Source organism: Latilactobacillus parafuchuensis (genome assembly GCF_055271665.1).
The window spans coordinates 1,234,086-1,251,173 of the sequence record NZ_CM143875.1; the positions used below are offsets into that span (position 1 = coordinate 1,234,086).

Genomic DNA, 17,088 nt, shown 5'->3' on the forward strand with positions numbered 1-17,088 from the left:
TTTGATAACCTTAATATAAGGGATTCAGCATGGAAACGACATACGAAATGTTGCCAGTTTTTTGTAATTATGTTGCCATTGTGATACCGTTTACATAAACGGTTAAGGAAGTGTGCTGAATGTTGAGTAATGAAGAAGCGGATATTTTGGTCAATAATCAAGTGCTGATGCCGGATTTTCACGTTTACGAAGTGGGCTTTGAACACTGTCGGCCGACAAAACCAGTTGAATACGTGCCAATTGATTATTGGGTATTGCACTATTGTGTCAGCGGTGAAGGTTATTTTTCGTTGACGGGAACGACCGAAAAACACATTCAATCCGGTGATTTATTTATGATTCCGGCCCATTTTGGTAATCGATATTACCCTAAAGCCAGTAATCCGTGGACTTATCGCTGGATTGGGTTATCTGGACAGGCTGTTCAAAATTTATTAGCACGTTGTCAGTTATCGGAGAAGCAATTTGTCATTCCCGGACGTTACGATGAAGTGCTTAATCAGTTTTTCGAAGATTGTTACAACCAATTTAAAGAGGGGCACCAGTTTGGTGCGGTTGGCGAAACCTTTGCGTTGCTGGATTATTTAAAAACACGAGAAACAAGTATTAACAGTATGAACGCCAATGAATATTTGTTGTTAACTATCACGAAATATATCAAAATACATTTTGCTGAGAACCTGACGGTGACTAAGATTGCGCAACAACATAATATTGATCGTTCCTATCTATTTAAATTATTTCAGAAATACAAGCAAACGACGCCCAGTCACTATATTCAGAATTTAAAATTACAAAAGGCTTGTTCGTTATTGCGGAAGAGTTCACTTTCTGTGACGGATGTCAGTTATGAAGCAGGTTTTACCTCATCGTCTTATTTTACGAAGTTCTTCCAAAGCAATATGGGCCTGTCACCGTTGCAATATCGACATAAGTTTGTCTTAAAATAAGCGGTGAACGGTCGATATTTTTCTATTTTTAAAGGAATTTGGTTATAATAGGGCTATCAATCAGGGGGTGTTTGCATGGCAATTGAACAAGTGATTCAGACGTTGATGCGGTATGAAGAAACGTTAGCCGAACTCGGAAAGCTCCAATTTCGCGCGCATTTGGCCGTGCCATTGATGAACGACCAAACCCAAGAGTCGGTCTTATTAAAGCGGAACAACCGGTTGCGATTTCAATACCAACAATTGCGCCAACAACGCGCGCAATTATTACCCCAAATTACCGGCGATGTTTACGTTCGGGCGAAAAGCCAACGCTTAAAGGTTATCAATCAAGAGATGCCAGCTAACGCTACTGAACCACAGACCCAAAGTGAACAACTGCAAACCTTATTGGTGGCATTACAAAATGAAAAATTAGATGAAAGTAATGCCGTGGTGCACCAAATTTTGGCCTATTTATTACAACAGGCGCCGCTTGCGTTTAAAAAGGCGTTTAATCCACGTGTCGCCCCAGTGACTGAATTAATGGCGAGTCGGCCATTTAAATTAGATTTAATGATGCTTAATTATTTAGATGTTTATTTTACGGAAGATGAATTAAAACGTTACGTGATATTTTTAATCTACCGCTATACGCAACAGACTGTGGACGGAATTGTTTTTTATAATGCGCGAACGGTATTGCCGAATGCGGAAGCGGTCGGTTTTTCAGCGGTGGCTTATCGCTTTATTTTAAATGGGCAAGGGCAATGCTTTATCTCGTATAAAGGGACTGAAGGCAGTATGGAAAATCCACAAGTCCCGTCATTTCGGCAACGATTTGATACCTATGTTCGCGAGAATTATCAGGATTGGAAATATAATATTGATGCGATGTTGATTGGTCATCCACATAACGACGAACAGTTACAACTAGCTCGCCGTTTTACGCGGTATCTGGTTCGGCGGATGGCTAAGATTGATCCGGCAACTAAAATTTATGCGTTGGGCCATTCATTGGGCGGCCATTTTGTGCAAACCTTACAACTATTGGATCATTCGTTCGATGCGGGCTACACGTTGAATGCCGCGCCAATTCAGTTAAAACAGATTAAACATTATCGCCCCGATTTATTCGATGAACCGACTTGGCGGCAACTATTCGAATTGACGAAAGCTGATACACAAAGCCCAGCAATTGCTCAAGAGATGCGCCAGTTAGTTGGAGCGTTTGATGAGATTCAGAATGACTGGTTCGTTAAAGATTTAACCCGGATTTATTTTGGCTTTCCGTACACTTTCTACATCGGCACGGCGCGATATTTAACCACTAAAAACTGGGATTACCCGTTTATCGCGGATATCACACCGTATTTGGACCCAACTGATTTGGCGTTCTACAGTCAATTCTGGGGGAATCTAATTCATCATTTGAAACGGGTTGAGAATCGCAACGGTTCGATTATGTTGGCAGGGCTACTCACTTATGGGGTGCAGGCGTTACGGGATGCTTACAACGCGATTAAAACACCGGAAGCTAAGGCGATCTTTAACGATTTTGCCCGCTATCTCTGTGATGCCCATATTTTTAACGATTCACCGGTCGCAGTCCAAGCGCATTTCGAGAAAGAATTATCGAAACCACGGACAGCGCTAGAAGTTTTAAAAGGTGAATGGCCGTTCTTAAGTAGTGTTAACAACGAGATGGTTGAAACGGTGATTTATTGTCACACGATTAGTGGTGCAAGGTATTTTAAATAAAGATTGGCAGTTTTGGTCCGAATCATGAGAGATGATTCAGATTAAAACTGTTTTTTGTTGTCTAAAAAGTTAATGCCATAAAAGAGTTTATTTATGCATCAGTATCTGTTAATATAGGGGTGTAATAATTAATTGCGTGCTTTATTAATGAATGCAATTAATTAGGGGGAAACATTATATATTTTTCATGTCGCAGAAAGCGTTTTATATTATGGGAGGAGATTTATCATGTTGAAGAAAATTGGTCGGCTACTAGGCGTGCTAGTAGTACTATTACAAGTTTTTATCAGCCCAGTTTCCGCTTTTGCACAAAGTGTTCCGAGTGGAAGCAAAACTTTTCAGCCAATTGGTGCCAGTAATGGCTCTTGGAATGATGGTATTGAATTAGGTGGTTCATATCTACATGTTGATAATGCTGGGATTATTACGGGGTTTGCCGAAGATTCCCAAGGTACCCCATGGAATGGACAGAAATTCAAGAATATGACGGATAATATGATTGCGTATTGTCTAAACTTTAATCAAGCAAGTCCGAACGGTGCATCACAACCGTTGGATGATTTGACAGCTACTCAGAAAAAAGAATTAAGCAATTTGTTAAAATTAGGTTATGTTGAAAATGGCACACAAGTGTATAAAGGCCAAGGGGTCACAACCTTAAGCAATGTTGATGCCTTTACCACGACCCAATGGATGGTGCACATGATTGTCCCTACTTGGGATATGAAACAATTTTCAATTACCAATCCACAATTAGCAGCGGGTGTTGCTAATTTAACGAATTGGGTTAAGGAAGATTTATCAATTCAATTAGCTAAAGTCGGTTCAGTGACGGATGCTAACGGTGTTTATAGTCAAAAATATACATTAACGGCCCCACATGATTTAGCCGGTAATGCAACAGTTACATTGAATAAAAACATCGAAGGCGCTAAGATTATTTCGCCAACGGGGACTACCGATATTAGTGCAACTAAAGGCGTTAAGGTGAATGTTGGTGATCAATTTACGATTACGGTGCCTAACACAACGCCAAGCGATGCTATTGAAATCGTGGCTAAGGGTGGCACAACGTCATTCTCATTTATGAAATACGATCGGCCAGCTGCTAATCAACAACAAGCATTAGTAGTTGGGGATGAATATATCAGTGATGACGAAACAGCTCAATCTGATATGAAGTGGTCAACGGTTACCCCAGAAATTGGGACAACTGCCACTGATAAAGCAGACGGTGACAAAACGGTAGATGCTGATCAAAAAGTGACGATTAATGATGCTGTTAAATATACCAATTTAATTCCTGGTAAAGAATACACCGTTAACGGAACATTAATGGATAAAGCCACTAATAAACCCTTGTTAGATAATGGTAAAGAAGTGACGGGATCAACAACCTTTACCCCAACGGCTGCCGCTGGGACGGTCAACGTCGAATTTACCTTCAACGCAAGTGCGTTAAAAGGCAAAACAGTCGTTGTTTTCGAAAAAGCATTACAAGCTGGTAAAGAAGTCGCCAGCCACGAAGATATTAATGATGAAGGCCAAACGGTCACGATTAATAATCCAAACATTGGGACAACGGCAACGGATAAAGCCGATGGTGACAAATTAGTTGATCCAGACACTAAAACAACGATCAACGATGCCGTTAAATATACTGGGTTAACACCTGGTAAAGAATATAAAGTTAGCGGTGTTTTAATGGACAAAGCCACTAATAAACCCTTGTTAGATAATGGTAAGGAAGTAACGGGTTCAACAACCTTTACCCCAACCAAAGCTGACGGCACAGTTAACGTCGAATTTACCTTCAACGCAAGTGCGTTAAAAGGTAAAACAGTCGTTGTTTACGAAAAAGCGACTCAAAATGGTAAGGAAGTTGCGGTCCACGAAGATATTAACGATGAAGGCCAAACGGTCACGATTAATAATCCGAAGATTGGCACAACCGCAACGGATAAAGCCGATGGCGACAAAATCGTTGATCCAGACGCTAAAATAACGATTAATGACGCCGTTAAATACACGGATTTAACACCTGGTAAAGAATATAAAGTTAGCGGTGTTTTAATGGATAAAGCCACTAACAAACCATTGCTAGCCGACGGTAAGGAAGTGACAGGTTCAACAACTTTCACCCCAACCAAAGCTGACGGTACGGTTAATGTGACATTTACTTTCAACGCAAGTGCGCTAAAAGGTAAAACAGTCGTTGTTTACGAAAAAGCGACTCAAAATGGTAAAGAAGTTGCGGTCCACGAAGATATTAATGATGAAGGCCAAACGGTCACGATTAATAATCCGAAGATTGGGACAACCGCAACGGATAAAGCCGATGGCGACAAAATCGTTGACCCAGAAGCTAAAACAACGATTAATGACGCCGTTAAATACACGGATTTAACACCGGGTAAGGAATACACGGTTAGTGGTGTTTTAATGGATAAAGCCACTAACAAACCGTTGTTAGCCGACGGTAAGGAAGTAACGGGTTCAACAACTTTCACCCCAACCAAAGCTGACGGTACGGTTAATGTGACATTTACCTTTAATGCAAGTGTGCTAAAAGGTAAAACAGTCGTTGCATTTGAAAAATTAACGCAAAATGGTAAAGAAGTTGCGGTCCACGAAGATATTAATGATGAAGGCCAGACGGTCACGATTAATAATCCGAAGATTGGCACGACGGCAACGGATAAAGCCGATGGCGACAAAATCGTTGATCCAGAAGCTAAAACAACGATTAACGATGCCGTTAAATATACTGGGTTAACACCGGGTAAAGAATATAAAGTTAGCGGTGTTTTAATGGATAAAGCCACTAACAAACCGTTGTTAGCGGACGGTAAAGAGGTAACGGGTTCAACAACCTTCACGCCAACTGCAGCAACTGGCACGGTTAACGTCGAATTCACCTTTAACGCGAGCGCGTTAAAAGGTAAAACAGTCGTTGTTTACGAAAAAGCGACTCAAGCAGGTAAAGAAGTTGCGGTCCATGAAGATATTAACGATGAAGGCCAAACGGTCACGATTAATAATCCGAAGATTGGCACGACGGCAACGGATAAAGCCGATGGCGACAAAGTTATCAATCCAGATCAAAAAGTCACCATCAATGATGCCGTTAAATACACGGATTTAACACCGGGTAAAAAATACACGGTTAGTGGTGTTCTGATGGATAAAGCCACTAACAAACCATTGCTAATTAATGGTAAAGAAGTGACGGGTTCAACAACCTTTACGCCAACTAAAGCTGACGGAACGGTCAACGTGATATTCACATTTGATGCCAGTGCGTTAGCGGGTAAAACGCTTGTAGCGTTTGAAAAATTAACGCAAAATGGTAAAGAAGTTGCGGTGCATGAAGATATTAATGATACAGCGCAAACAATTACCGTTAGAAAACCGAATGTACCAAACGTACCGAACACACCAAATACGCCAAATCCACCGAAGACACCAAGTTATCCACAAACTTCGGGAACAGTGGGATCAATCATGACTTGGATTATCTTATTAGGTGCGTTATCAGCAGGTTTATGGTACTATCTTGTTGATAAGAAACGGACGAGTAACCATTAATCATTATTTGGGGTAGCTGTTGAGCATTCAGTTATCAAATGAGTATCCAACAAAGCGACCCATAATCCCCAATTAGGATTGTGGGTCGCTTTAATTTAGACAGAAATTAAGGTCGTTATATGAAAAAAATAATAAAACGATTACCGGTGATTTGGTTAATAGTGGGTCTGTTAGGATTAACGCTAATTTTTTTCGGCTATCAGAATTTAATTAGATCTGGTAACAATACTGGAACATTACAACATCCGATTGAATCAGAACAAACGAGTCAACAGATTCAGACTAAGCAAACCGCTAACTACGATGCTGCTCAGATTAAACCTGTGACGACGACCGAATACGCCAAGGCTCAGCTTGATTATCGAACCTTGGTTAATCAAAGTGGAATCGGTGCATTATATATCCCAACCGCAGCTGTTCAGACCAAAATATTGGCGGGGATGGCTAATGATAATTTAATCGTTGCCGTGGGGACCTATCGAAAAAACCAGCAATTAGGTCGTGATAATTATGTGGTGTTGGCGCATAATCTGGTGCAAGGCGGTGGTCCGCTGGCACAGTTAAATCAGGCTAAAGTTTCAGATATGATTTATGCGACTGATTTTGTCAACGTCTATGAATACCGAGTCAGTATTCATAAAATCGAAAATCAAGTGAACGGTGAATTGTTGCAAGAACCAGTTCAAGGGGAATCAGCTAAAATAACGTTATTTAGATGCGAAGGCGCCTTAAATACCCCCAATCGAATGGTGGTGCAAGGTGAATTTGTTAAAAAATATCCCGCAAAGCAGGCGACAACCGCTATAAAAAGAGGGTTGGGGTTAGTTAGCGTGACTCAGAAAGCCACACAAACTGAGACTCAAACGACTGCCAAAAAAAATCAGGCATCTCAGCCACAATCCGAAGTTGTTGAACAATTTAGCCAACCTAAATCGATTCAGAAGACGGTGCGCGACAAGACGGTGCAGATTTTTGCCGTTGCGCACGAGATTCCCTATCTGTTAGCAATCGGGTATTTGATTATTCTGATTGGGTTGATTAAAATCAAAAATAAATTGAACTAACAAACGGTTTAGGGACAATTAGTTATCGACTCGCTTTTGGGATTGAATAAATTAAACAGACGTTGTTCACAACATGTGGACAACGTTTTTTGATGAAACTATGGTAGGATTAATAAAACAAAAGTTTATAGAACGTGAGGCTTCTAGTGATGGATATTTATTTAAAACAAGCAATCTTACAGGTGGTTGATCGGGATGTCGGCAGTCCGGTGTTTTCGCAACAAACATTGGATTTAACCAGCGACATCACGCGGGATTATCTGACGAACAAGGTTAAGAAATTATCCTCTGCTCAAAGTAAAACGGGGATCATCAAGGAAGAGGCTAGTCTGTTACAATTGATTGCCCCGCTTGAAACGGACTTTATCAATGTCAGCCAACAATTAGTTGAAAAGTGGTACGCGATTTATCAAATGAGCGATGACGCACCGAGTGCTGACATTTTTGTCGTCTTGTATGAACAGGATGCGCAACCTTATTTGGCCTTTTTAAAAGTGAATTACCACCAAGCTTATACCCACTATGTCGATGCTGAATCTGGCCAGTTGGTCAATCAGCTAATTATTCACCAATCAATCCTGTCTAGCAAAACCCAAAAGGCGGATGAAGGCTTTGCGATTAATTTAGCGAGTCGCCAATTTGAGTTGATTGAGAAGCAATACTTATTCTCGGGTGAGAAGCAATTTTACTTATCCCAACAGTTGTTAGAGGTAGAACCCGCTCCTTCATTGGAAGAAAATGTCCGGGTCGTTAAAAAGGCCGCTGAAAAAATTGGTAAACGCTTCGAAGTCGCCAAACACGATGTTGTCGCTAACGTTAAGGAAGCGATTTACGCAACAATTGAAGCCGATGGTGAATTAGATACGGCGGTAGTTGCAGAAAAAATCTTTAAAAATAATGTTTCGGCCCAAACCGAACTTAAAGCCGAGATGATAGACAAAGCACCGGCCGTTAGTGTCCCGGTTTCACCAGCAGTTCAAGAAATTGCGGTCAAAAAATACGGTAAACAGAAGTTGAAATTATCGAACGGCATCGAGTTAATCGTGCCAATTGAAGTCTATCAAAACCCAGACCTCTTCGAATTCATCAATAACCCCGATGGTACGATGTCAGTCACCATTAAAAACGTCGAAGAAGTGATTAGTAGATTATAAGAGCGCTGACTCGAGAAGCGCGTTTCAAATATAAGAGCGCTGACAAACTTGGTTAACTTCTGAGTATAGCCTAGAGCAGCAGATTATGACCGATTTATGGTCATGATTTGCTGTTCGTAGCTAGACGGAAGAAGTTGATTTGGAAGCGCGTTTCAAAATAGAGCGTTGACTCGAGTTGGTCAGGCTTTGAAGATTAAACTAAGAAGTCCAATTATGGTTCAGGCTATCACCATGATTGATGATTCTGAAAACGATAAAATTAAATACTAAATTGAGGTGAATTAAAGTGAAGCACATTCAAAAAATGTCGACCTATTATAGATATTCGGTACCAATTGCTGGAACGCTAATTTCAATAATATTATTGATGTATTTTGTAGGCTATAAAAGCTATTCGGGCTGGAATGTTTTATTGTATTGCTTGCAACCTTTAATAATTTCAGCGATTGTTGCTATCTATAGTTGGATTATTTTTTTTAAAAGGAAAGATAAAAATAAATAGCATCATTTTATCAATGCTTGTTGGGGTCAGTTTGATAGTGAACGGCATTCGCGTGTAGTTTTGCTTAAAAGGCATTATAAGATTTATACAGTATTTTTGAATTGATAGACAGCGCTTGCAACCTAAGCAAATCTCACTTATAGTTAAAAGAGAATCTGCATAGGAGGCAATGAGATGATTGAGAAACGCAGTTTAACGGCTAGTGATGAAGCGGCATTCTATGAACTAGCCCAATACGCCTTTAATAAACCAGATAGTCAACAACGCTGGGAATTTTTTAAACAGTTATATCAAAATAGTAACGGTTTTGGTATTTTTGCCGATGATGCTTTGAAGAGTATGTTGTTAGCGACACCGTTTAACGTTAATTTTAACGGTCAGACTTTTAAAATGAGCGGGATTGGTTATGTGGCGAGTTATCCTGAATTTTCAGGACAGGGTGGGATATCGGCTTTAATGACCTTAGCGTTCGACCGGATGCGCCAAGATGGGGTGACCTTATCCTACTTAGCGCCATTCTCGTATGGCTTTTACCGCCGATTTGGTTATGAACAGGTTTTTGATCAAACGCATTTTGAAATTCAAACCCAGGATTTACCACGATTGAAGTTCCCGAAAAGTCTAGGTCAAGTTACTCGGTATTCGTTGGCAGATGCCAGTGATTTAATTGCGGATTTTCATGAAGCACACCCCTTGAATCAAGTTGGTGGGGTGCAACGAGCTGATTGGTGGCGTCAATATCAACTGTTGCGACATCCTGACTACGAAGTCGCTGTCTATACGAATCAAGCCGGTCAAGTTAGTGGGTACGTCACTTACAACCGTGAGGGTTCGATTTTAGTCATTGAAGAATTGATGACGTCGACGGTTGCGAGTCAGCAACAACTGGTCAATTTCATTTTTAAACATCAATCGGCTTATACAACAATTCGCTATGAAAGTAGTTTAACGACTGGGTTAGCTGACTTGCTCCCAGATCCAACGGTGTTAAAGACGACCGTCGTACCGTATATGATGGCGAGAATTGTAGATTTAGCTGATTTCTTGGCGCGTTATCCTTATCAAACGGCTGAATTAGCGACTGTTACCATTGACGTGACGGATGACTTTTTACCGATTAATAGTGGGTTATGGCAAATTAGTCTACACGAGAGTCAACCAACGATTACTAAACTGGCAACGGGTACGGCTGACATCACCGTAACGATTCAAAACCTAACCAAGGCGTTAATGGGTTATCGGTCATTAACGAGCTTAGCGCAATACGGTCAAATTGAAGGCCAACCAACCGCTATTCAACAATTGGACCAAGCAATTAGCCACGAAAAACCAATGCTGTGGGACTATTTCTAGAGCGCTGATTCGAGTTGTTCAGGCTTTGAGGATTAACGCAAGAACTAGCATTGTGATTTGTATTTTAATCATGATGCTAGTTTTGTTGTTAACCGGAAAAGACTACTCGAGAAGCGCGTTTCAGATCCATTCAAAAAAGGTCCGTTCATTCCTCAATATGGGGAGTGAACGGACCTTTTTAATTTGATTTGATTTTAGCTGGCAATGATTTGGACGTCAGCGGTGAGTACACCGGCTGATGGAATATCGCTACTGGCCATTGCAACGTCTAATTGTTGTGAATTCGAAGCGGCGAACGAGCCGGTATCATTAACGGTCCGATACCAAACTTCACCGGTTGACAATGTAATTTTAATTTTAGAACCGCGTGGAATCACGCCTAAGTGAGCGGCAACGCCAGAATACATTCCACCGGGCATATCGGTTGCGCCTAAGACGGCGGGATCATAAAAGGTTAACTTAAAAGTCCCTTTATCAATCAAAGTGGGTTGCGGTGCTGGCTGTGGGGTAGTCGGTTGAACAACCGGTGCTGGCGTTGGTTCAGTTGCTTCTGCTGAACTAAAGTCGGGTTTAATCGGACAGTCGACCTTTTTAGGGGTAACGGTTTTCACTGGTTGTGGGGTTTCTTGCGGACCGCAAGCTTCTTTAATCGCTTGGGTTGAGATGAATTTTTGGACGGGTTGAATCGGTTGTGCTGAAGCCTGACTGGGTTGGAATAAGGCGAATGGACTGAAAAGAATGATAGCAATTAATGCGATAGCCGCAGTCGTTAGGCCGGCAAGTAATAAAATTCGATTTTTAATAATAAGTGGACACTCCTAGATAATATTTGGAACTAGATGAGTATAGCAAGCCAGCATGTCAATTAAATAGCAGTTTCTTTACAGAAATGGGGTATTCTGTCATGTTAGTCATCAAACTGTAAAATAAATTATGTTAATTAAAGCCGATAACCATTACCACTAGGACTGCCACTATCGTGTTTAGAACGTTATCATTCATTTTTAGGAAAACCAACTAAAAAAGCCGTCAACTTCGATTGAATGAAGTTGACGACTTTGAGAATTAGATGAGAAAATAACCAAATGTCCCTAGAATGATTAAGAATAGGAAGTTCATACCGGTAAAGACGAGTAGGAATTTACCAATATCCTTGCCCCAACCTTTCTTGAATCGCTTGAAAGCAATTAAGTTGGCGAGTGAAGCGAACATCGTGCCGACACCACCAATGTTGATGGCTAAGAACATGGCGTGGGCGTGGTTGGTGAAGCTTGATAACAGAATCTCGGTTGGCACGTTGGCAATTAATTGACAACTGATTAAACCGGTTAGATACGTTTGTTTAGCAGTGCCGACAATCGAACGCATGAACGTTGCAATTTGTGGGATGTGACTTAAGTTCCCAACGGCGATGAAGAAACAGAAGAAGGTCAGTAATAAACCATAATCAACTGTTTTGAACAGCTTAGGATCAAAGACCATGATTGCAATAATCACCAGAATAGGTGTGATCCATAAGGGGATTAGTGAAAAGACCGCTAGGAAAACGACTACCGTTAACGGAATGAAATACCAGAGCGGGCCTTTCTCGACTTCGACGGGGTGTAGACCGTGGAGTTTAATCGGTTCTTTCGGAAATAGGAACGTCGTAGCTGTTAATAAGATGATACTGACGATTAAAACGGGAATTGAATATTCGAGGAAGTGGCGAATCGTTAATTTATAGAATGAGACTAAGAAAATATTATGCGGACTACCGAATGGCGTTAATGAAGAGCCGAGGTTGGCCGAAATTGTAATCAGAGTGACGGGTAAAATGGGTGAGAATTCTAGCTGACGTGCGATTAAGATAAATAAGGGCACGAAGGTTAAAACGGTCATGTCGTTGGTTAAAAACATCGCGCCAACAAAAGTGAGGGCTAACAGCATCTGCATCAGTGCCCGTTTTGAATGGCTTTTGATAATCAGCTCACGAGCGAAGAAATCAAGCACATGTAACCGTTGATAAACTTGAACTAAGGTCATAATACAAAAAACACTGACTATCACGTGGAAGTTGACGTAACTAAGATGCGGCCGGTTGAAAAATGAAGTAACGATTGCAGAAATCGTGGCAGCCAATAGAATCTTATCGTCTAAGAAAAAGTCTCGAACGTTCAAAGCAATTTTTTTCATGTAATTTAAGTTATCCTTTTATCTATAAGATTAAAAAAGCACTAAATTAATTTTAGACTGTTTAGCCGGATAAAAACAGAAAAATTTACAATATATACATAACATTTACAATCGTGAAAACGAACTGCTAGTAAAGGCCGTTGACAATTTGTGCTGATAAATTGTCCCTTGAACGCGTAATTGTAAAGATTGAAGGCGTGTTAAATGCACTTTAGGTCAATTCTTAGTATAATTGAAGTAAGCTAAGAATAGATGAAATGTAGGTGATTGTGATGAAAGATGCTTCCAGAAAACAGTTGTTTTAGGAATCGGCGCAGCGTTATTATCGATTATTTGTTTGATGTTAATTTTAAATACGGTTTTACACATGGCGTTTTGGTTAGCCTTTTTCTTAAGTGTGCTAGCCGGTCTTTATCTGGGATACAATGCCTTCTATAGTACGTATTTAGCTGAGATGATTAAAATCGAAGTCGCAAATCAAGGCTTAACGAGCCGTGACTTAGCCGATTTAATGCATGGCAATGCGAAAGAATACCCAATTATTCGTGGTGAATTACGATTGATTATTCCACGGTATAAACGGGCACAATTACTGGCCAAACTCCGATCACGGATTCACTAGGCTTTTTGCACCGTTATCGGAAATGTGTTAGGATAATTTTAACGAATTGAAAGGTGTCGGTTACAATGACGATTGAACGTCCACTGATTATGAAACTTCGCTCTGTACATTTGAAGATGACGCATCGTGCAGAGCCTAATCGAAATATTGAAAGTCATCTATAGTAGGATTACGTTTAATTAACGCTTAAATCAGCGTTTATTTCGTGATGGTCTGCTATAGATGGATTAATTCAGTGTTGTAATCGAAACAGGGGCAGCTTGATGCTGACCCTGTTTTTTTATTTGTGAAAGAAAGTAGGCATGAAAATGAGTATTTTAAAAGTTGAAAACTTAAGTCAACAATTTTTGGACAAGCAACTTTATGATGAGGCCGGTTTCCAAGTTAATAAAGGGGAACACATGGGGATTACCGGTCAAAACGGCGTTGGTAAGAGTACCTTAATCAATATCTTGACTGGTGCGATTTTACCGGATGAGGGTCGGGTGACGTGGCAAAAGCATCTCAAAATCGGTTATTTAGACCAGTACGCTAAATTAGCGCCGGGACTAACGATTTTTGAATTCATGAAGACCGCTTTTGATGAGTTATATGCTAAAGAAACTCAAATGAGTCAGTATTACGCTGATTATGCTGAGAATTATGATGACGAACTCTTAATTAAAGCCGGTGTTATTCAAGAGTTATTAGAAGCCAAGAATTTCTATGAAATTGAGACGCGCGTGATGCAAGTTGCAACCGGCTTAGGGATTGATGCGCTAGGGATGGATCATGATGTTGCGGCGCTTAGTGGTGGACAGCGGTCGAAGATTATTTTAGCGAAGCTACTATTAGAAGAACCTGATATGTTATTGCTCGATGAACCGACCAATTATTTAGATACCAACCATATTGATTGGTTGAGCGATTATCTGAATAGTTTTGAGGGGGCGTTTATCGTCATTTCCCATGATTATGATTTTTTGGAACGGGTCACGACTTGTATTGCCGACATTGAATTTGGCAAAATTACGAAATACACGGGGACGCTCCAACAAGCCTTCCGTCAAAAAGCCGACAATCAGGCCAGTTATATGAAGGCTTATGAAAACCAACAAAAGAAGATTGAAAAGACCAAAGCGTATATTCGGAAATACAAAGCGGGTTCACGTTCAACCATTGCCAAGAGTCGTGAGAAGCAATTGGCCCATTTGGAGATATTGACCCCGCCTAGCAACCGGGTCAAGGCTAACTTTAGATTTCCCTATCACGCAACAGCGAGTCAGATTTTATTAACCACCAATGATTTAGAGATTGGGTATGAACAAGCGCTATTGCCAGCGTTGAATTTTTCAATTGGTCGCGATCAAAAAGTCGTGCTCAAAGGGTTTAACGGGATTGGTAAATCGACGTTACTGAAGACGATTCTTAATCAAATACCAGCAATCGCGGGTGATTTTGAAATCGCCAGTACCGTTAAGTTTGGTTATTTCAAACAGGATTTGAAATGGCCGAATAATTTAGCGACCCCTTTGCAATATTTACAAGCAGAATATCCAGAACAGAAACAAAAGGAACTACGGCAAGTTTTATCGCGGACGGGTCTGACGGCTGAAGAGGCGATGAAACCGTTAAAACAGTTGAGTGGTGGCGAACAATCGAAGGTCAAAATAGCCGAATTATTATTAACGTCGAGCAACTTCCTTCTATTAGATGAACCAACCAATCATTTGGATGACGATACCAAGCAAGCATTGCGTAAAGCGATTCAAGAATTTGAGGGTGGCGTCTTACTCGTGACCCATGAAGAAGACTTCTATCAGGGCGATTGGATTGATAAGGTTCTCGATATTGAATCCTTGATTAAAGCTTAATGATTTATTTTTAATATATAATGTATCGATGTTTGACAAGTGTTAAGATATTGATAATTAACCAAATGGTGGGGAAATAATGGATAAAATTGACGTAACGAAATTAACACAGATGTCGAACTTTGAAATAGCGGCTTTGTTTTATAAGTATGCTTTAACGAACAGTCGGGACTTGCGGGCGATTAATGTCGGTCGGGGCAATCCGAATTGGATAAACACCCAGGCGCGGTTAGCATCTAATCGAATTGTTGAATTTGGGATGCAAGAATCGTTACAGACAATCAGTTTAGATCAGGGTAATTTGGCGGGATATGTCGAAAAAACTGGAATCGCTGAGCGGTTTGAACAATTCTTAGATGCTGAAGACTCTGTTGATACATTCTTGAAACAAGCTTTGCGCTATACACGAGATACGATGCAACTCAACCAAGACGAACTCGTTTTTGAATGGGTTGATGGCGTGATTGGGAATCATTATCCAGAACCCTCACGGAGTTTGGTGAACGTTGAAAAAATTTTGAATCGTTATTTAGAGGTTAATTTATATCGTGGTTGTCATTTAGCCGATAAAACACAAGTTTTCCCAACTGAAGGTGGGACGGCCGCCATGGTTTATCTATTTAATGAACTTAAAGTCAGCCATATTTTAGAGGCTGGTGATACAATTGCGATTAATACGCCAATTTTTACCCCTTATCTACAGATTCCTGAACTCAATGAGTTTAAGTTACAAGAATTTGATGTTAGTTCTGACGAATCCGACGACTGGCAATTAGTTGATCAGAAGTTTGAAGAATTGAAAGACCCGAACGTGAAGGCGTTTTTCGTCGTTAATCCAACGAACCCAACTTCACGAGCGTTTAGTGATCACGCCTTAGAGAAGCTGAAGGAAGTGGTGGCGGCTAATCCTAAATTAGTGATTATCACGGATGATGTGTACGGCACTTTCGTCGATAATTTTAAAACCATCTATTCAGTTGTACCGCATAATACGTTACTCGTTTATTCGTTCTCGAAATTGTACGGTGCAACGGGGCAACGAATCGGGCTAATCGCGATGCATGAAGACAATCTTTTTGATGAATTGATTGCGCAGATGACCGCCGAAAATCCGGTGATTAAAGAAGCTTTCCGTAAACGGTATTCATACGTGACCAATAAACCACATGAAATGAGTTTTATTGATCGAACGGTAGCGGATAGTCGAAATATTGGATTGTACCACGCTGCGGGATTATCAACACCGCAACAAATTGCGATGACGTTGTTTAGTCTGACAAACTTAGTTTATGAAGGCCAAGCGGATCCATACGTGCAAGCTTCTAAGAAAATTGTTAGTGGCCGTTATAAGGCGTTTTGGGAATCGTTAGGATTAGTGACTCAGACTTCTGATGAAAATGCAGAATACTATACGGTTTTTAGTATCTATAAGTTAGCGGAAGAGAAGTACACTAAAAAATTCCGAGCATACTTAGAACTGAATTGTCATCATCTAGAATTTGAATGGCGCTTAGCGGCTGACTATGGTGTGGTCGTGATGGACGGTGCTGGGATGGGCACTGATGTGGGCTACTTACGAATCTCACTAGCCAACCGACCGATTAAAGATTATGAAATAGTCGGTGGCCGCATTTCCGATTTACTAGCAAGCTACTATACTGAATATCTCCAAACGAAAGCTTAATCAAATCATTATAGCGATGCCTGGTCCTAATAATTGGATCGGGCGTTTTTTAGTATTTTAGAATAATAATCATCTTTTATTAAAAAAAGCTTGACCCGGGGCGTTTAGGTTGGTAAGATATAAAAGTTGTCTCGCGAGGCGCTGTTGAAATCCAACGGCGCCGAAGATGAAATAAATTTTTTTCAAAAAAACACTTGTTATTAAATCGAAAGCGTGATAATATATTATATGTTGCTTAAGGCGTTATAAGTTTTAACTTCTAAACAACAAAAACAATTTTAAAAAGTGTTTGACAGCCGATTGATTATGTGATATAATTAAAAAGCGGTAAACGCAAATGTAGATCTTTGAAAACTGAACAAAGTTTCGACAAATCAAATGTGTAGGGTCGCCCTTCGGGGCA

At 40.5% G+C, this 17,088-nt stretch carries 10 protein-coding genes and 1 pseudogene; 9 read left to right on the plus strand and 2 right to left on the minus strand.

The features are described 5' to 3' along the window. Positions 1-119 precede the first annotated feature (119 nt). From ACVPPQ_RS06150 to ACVPPQ_RS06175, 6 genes are all read left to right on the plus strand, one after another. Entirely contained in the window at positions 120-950 is an 831-nt protein-coding gene (locus ACVPPQ_RS06150) for an AraC family transcriptional regulator (protein ID WP_025082656.1), read from the plus strand. Positions 951-1,025: 75 nt separating this feature from the next. Then, on the plus strand, positions 1,026-2,690 hold the full coding sequence (locus ACVPPQ_RS06155; protein ID WP_463493336.1) for a DUF6792 domain-containing protein: 1,665 nt from the start codon (positions 1,026-1,028) through the stop codon (positions 2,688-2,690). Positions 2,691-2,918: 228 nt separating this feature from the next. Further along, on the plus strand, positions 2,919-6,278 hold the full coding sequence (locus ACVPPQ_RS06160) for a VaFE repeat-containing surface-anchored protein (protein WP_463493338.1): 3,360 nt from the start codon (positions 2,919-2,921) through the stop codon (positions 6,276-6,278). A 146-nt stretch (positions 6,279-6,424) separates the two neighbouring features. Further along, on the plus strand, positions 6,425-7,342 hold the full coding sequence (locus ACVPPQ_RS06165) for a class A sortase (RefSeq protein ID WP_463493340.1): 918 nt from the start codon (positions 6,425-6,427) through the stop codon (positions 7,340-7,342). Between the two features lie 149 nt (positions 7,343-7,491). Continuing rightward, a complete protein-coding gene (locus ACVPPQ_RS06170; RefSeq protein ID WP_463493342.1) occupies positions 7,492-8,496 on the plus strand; it encodes a nucleoid-associated protein in 1,005 nt (334 codons plus the stop codon). 676 nt (positions 8,497-9,172) lie between these two features. Continuing rightward, positions 9,173-10,351, plus strand: a complete 1,179-nt coding sequence (locus ACVPPQ_RS06175; RefSeq protein WP_463493344.1) for a GNAT family N-acetyltransferase — start codon at positions 9,173-9,175, stop codon at positions 10,349-10,351. Between the two features lie 194 nt (positions 10,352-10,545). Here the strand turns inward: ACVPPQ_RS06175 and ACVPPQ_RS06180 are convergent. Then, a pseudogene (locus tag ACVPPQ_RS06180) lies at positions 10,546-10,830 on the minus strand (hydrolase); the annotation flags it as partial. Positions 10,831-11,416: 586 nt separating this feature from the next. Then, entirely contained in the window at positions 11,417-12,526 is a 1,110-nt protein-coding gene (locus tag ACVPPQ_RS06185; RefSeq protein ID WP_463493346.1) for an SLC13 family permease, read from the minus strand. 340 nt (positions 12,527-12,866) lie between these two features. On the opposite strand from ACVPPQ_RS06185, the gene ACVPPQ_RS06190 reads away from it, so the two are divergent. From ACVPPQ_RS06190 to ACVPPQ_RS06200, 3 genes are all read left to right on the plus strand, one after another. After that, complete coding sequence (locus tag ACVPPQ_RS06190) at positions 12,867-13,148, plus strand: hypothetical protein (RefSeq protein ID WP_463493348.1); 282 nt, start codon at positions 12,867-12,869, stop codon at positions 13,146-13,148. A 308-nt stretch (positions 13,149-13,456) separates the two neighbouring features. Further along, positions 13,457-15,001: an ABC-F family ATP-binding cassette domain-containing protein gene (locus tag ACVPPQ_RS06195; protein ID WP_463493349.1), complete on the plus strand. Its 1,545-nt coding sequence runs from the start codon at positions 13,457-13,459 to the stop codon at positions 14,999-15,001. A gap of 79 nt (positions 15,002-15,080) precedes the next feature. Next, on the plus strand, positions 15,081-16,685 hold the full coding sequence (locus tag ACVPPQ_RS06200) for a bifunctional aspartate transaminase/aspartate 4-decarboxylase (protein WP_463493351.1): 1,605 nt from the start codon (positions 15,081-15,083) through the stop codon (positions 16,683-16,685). Positions 16,686-17,088: the final 403 nt, after the last annotated feature.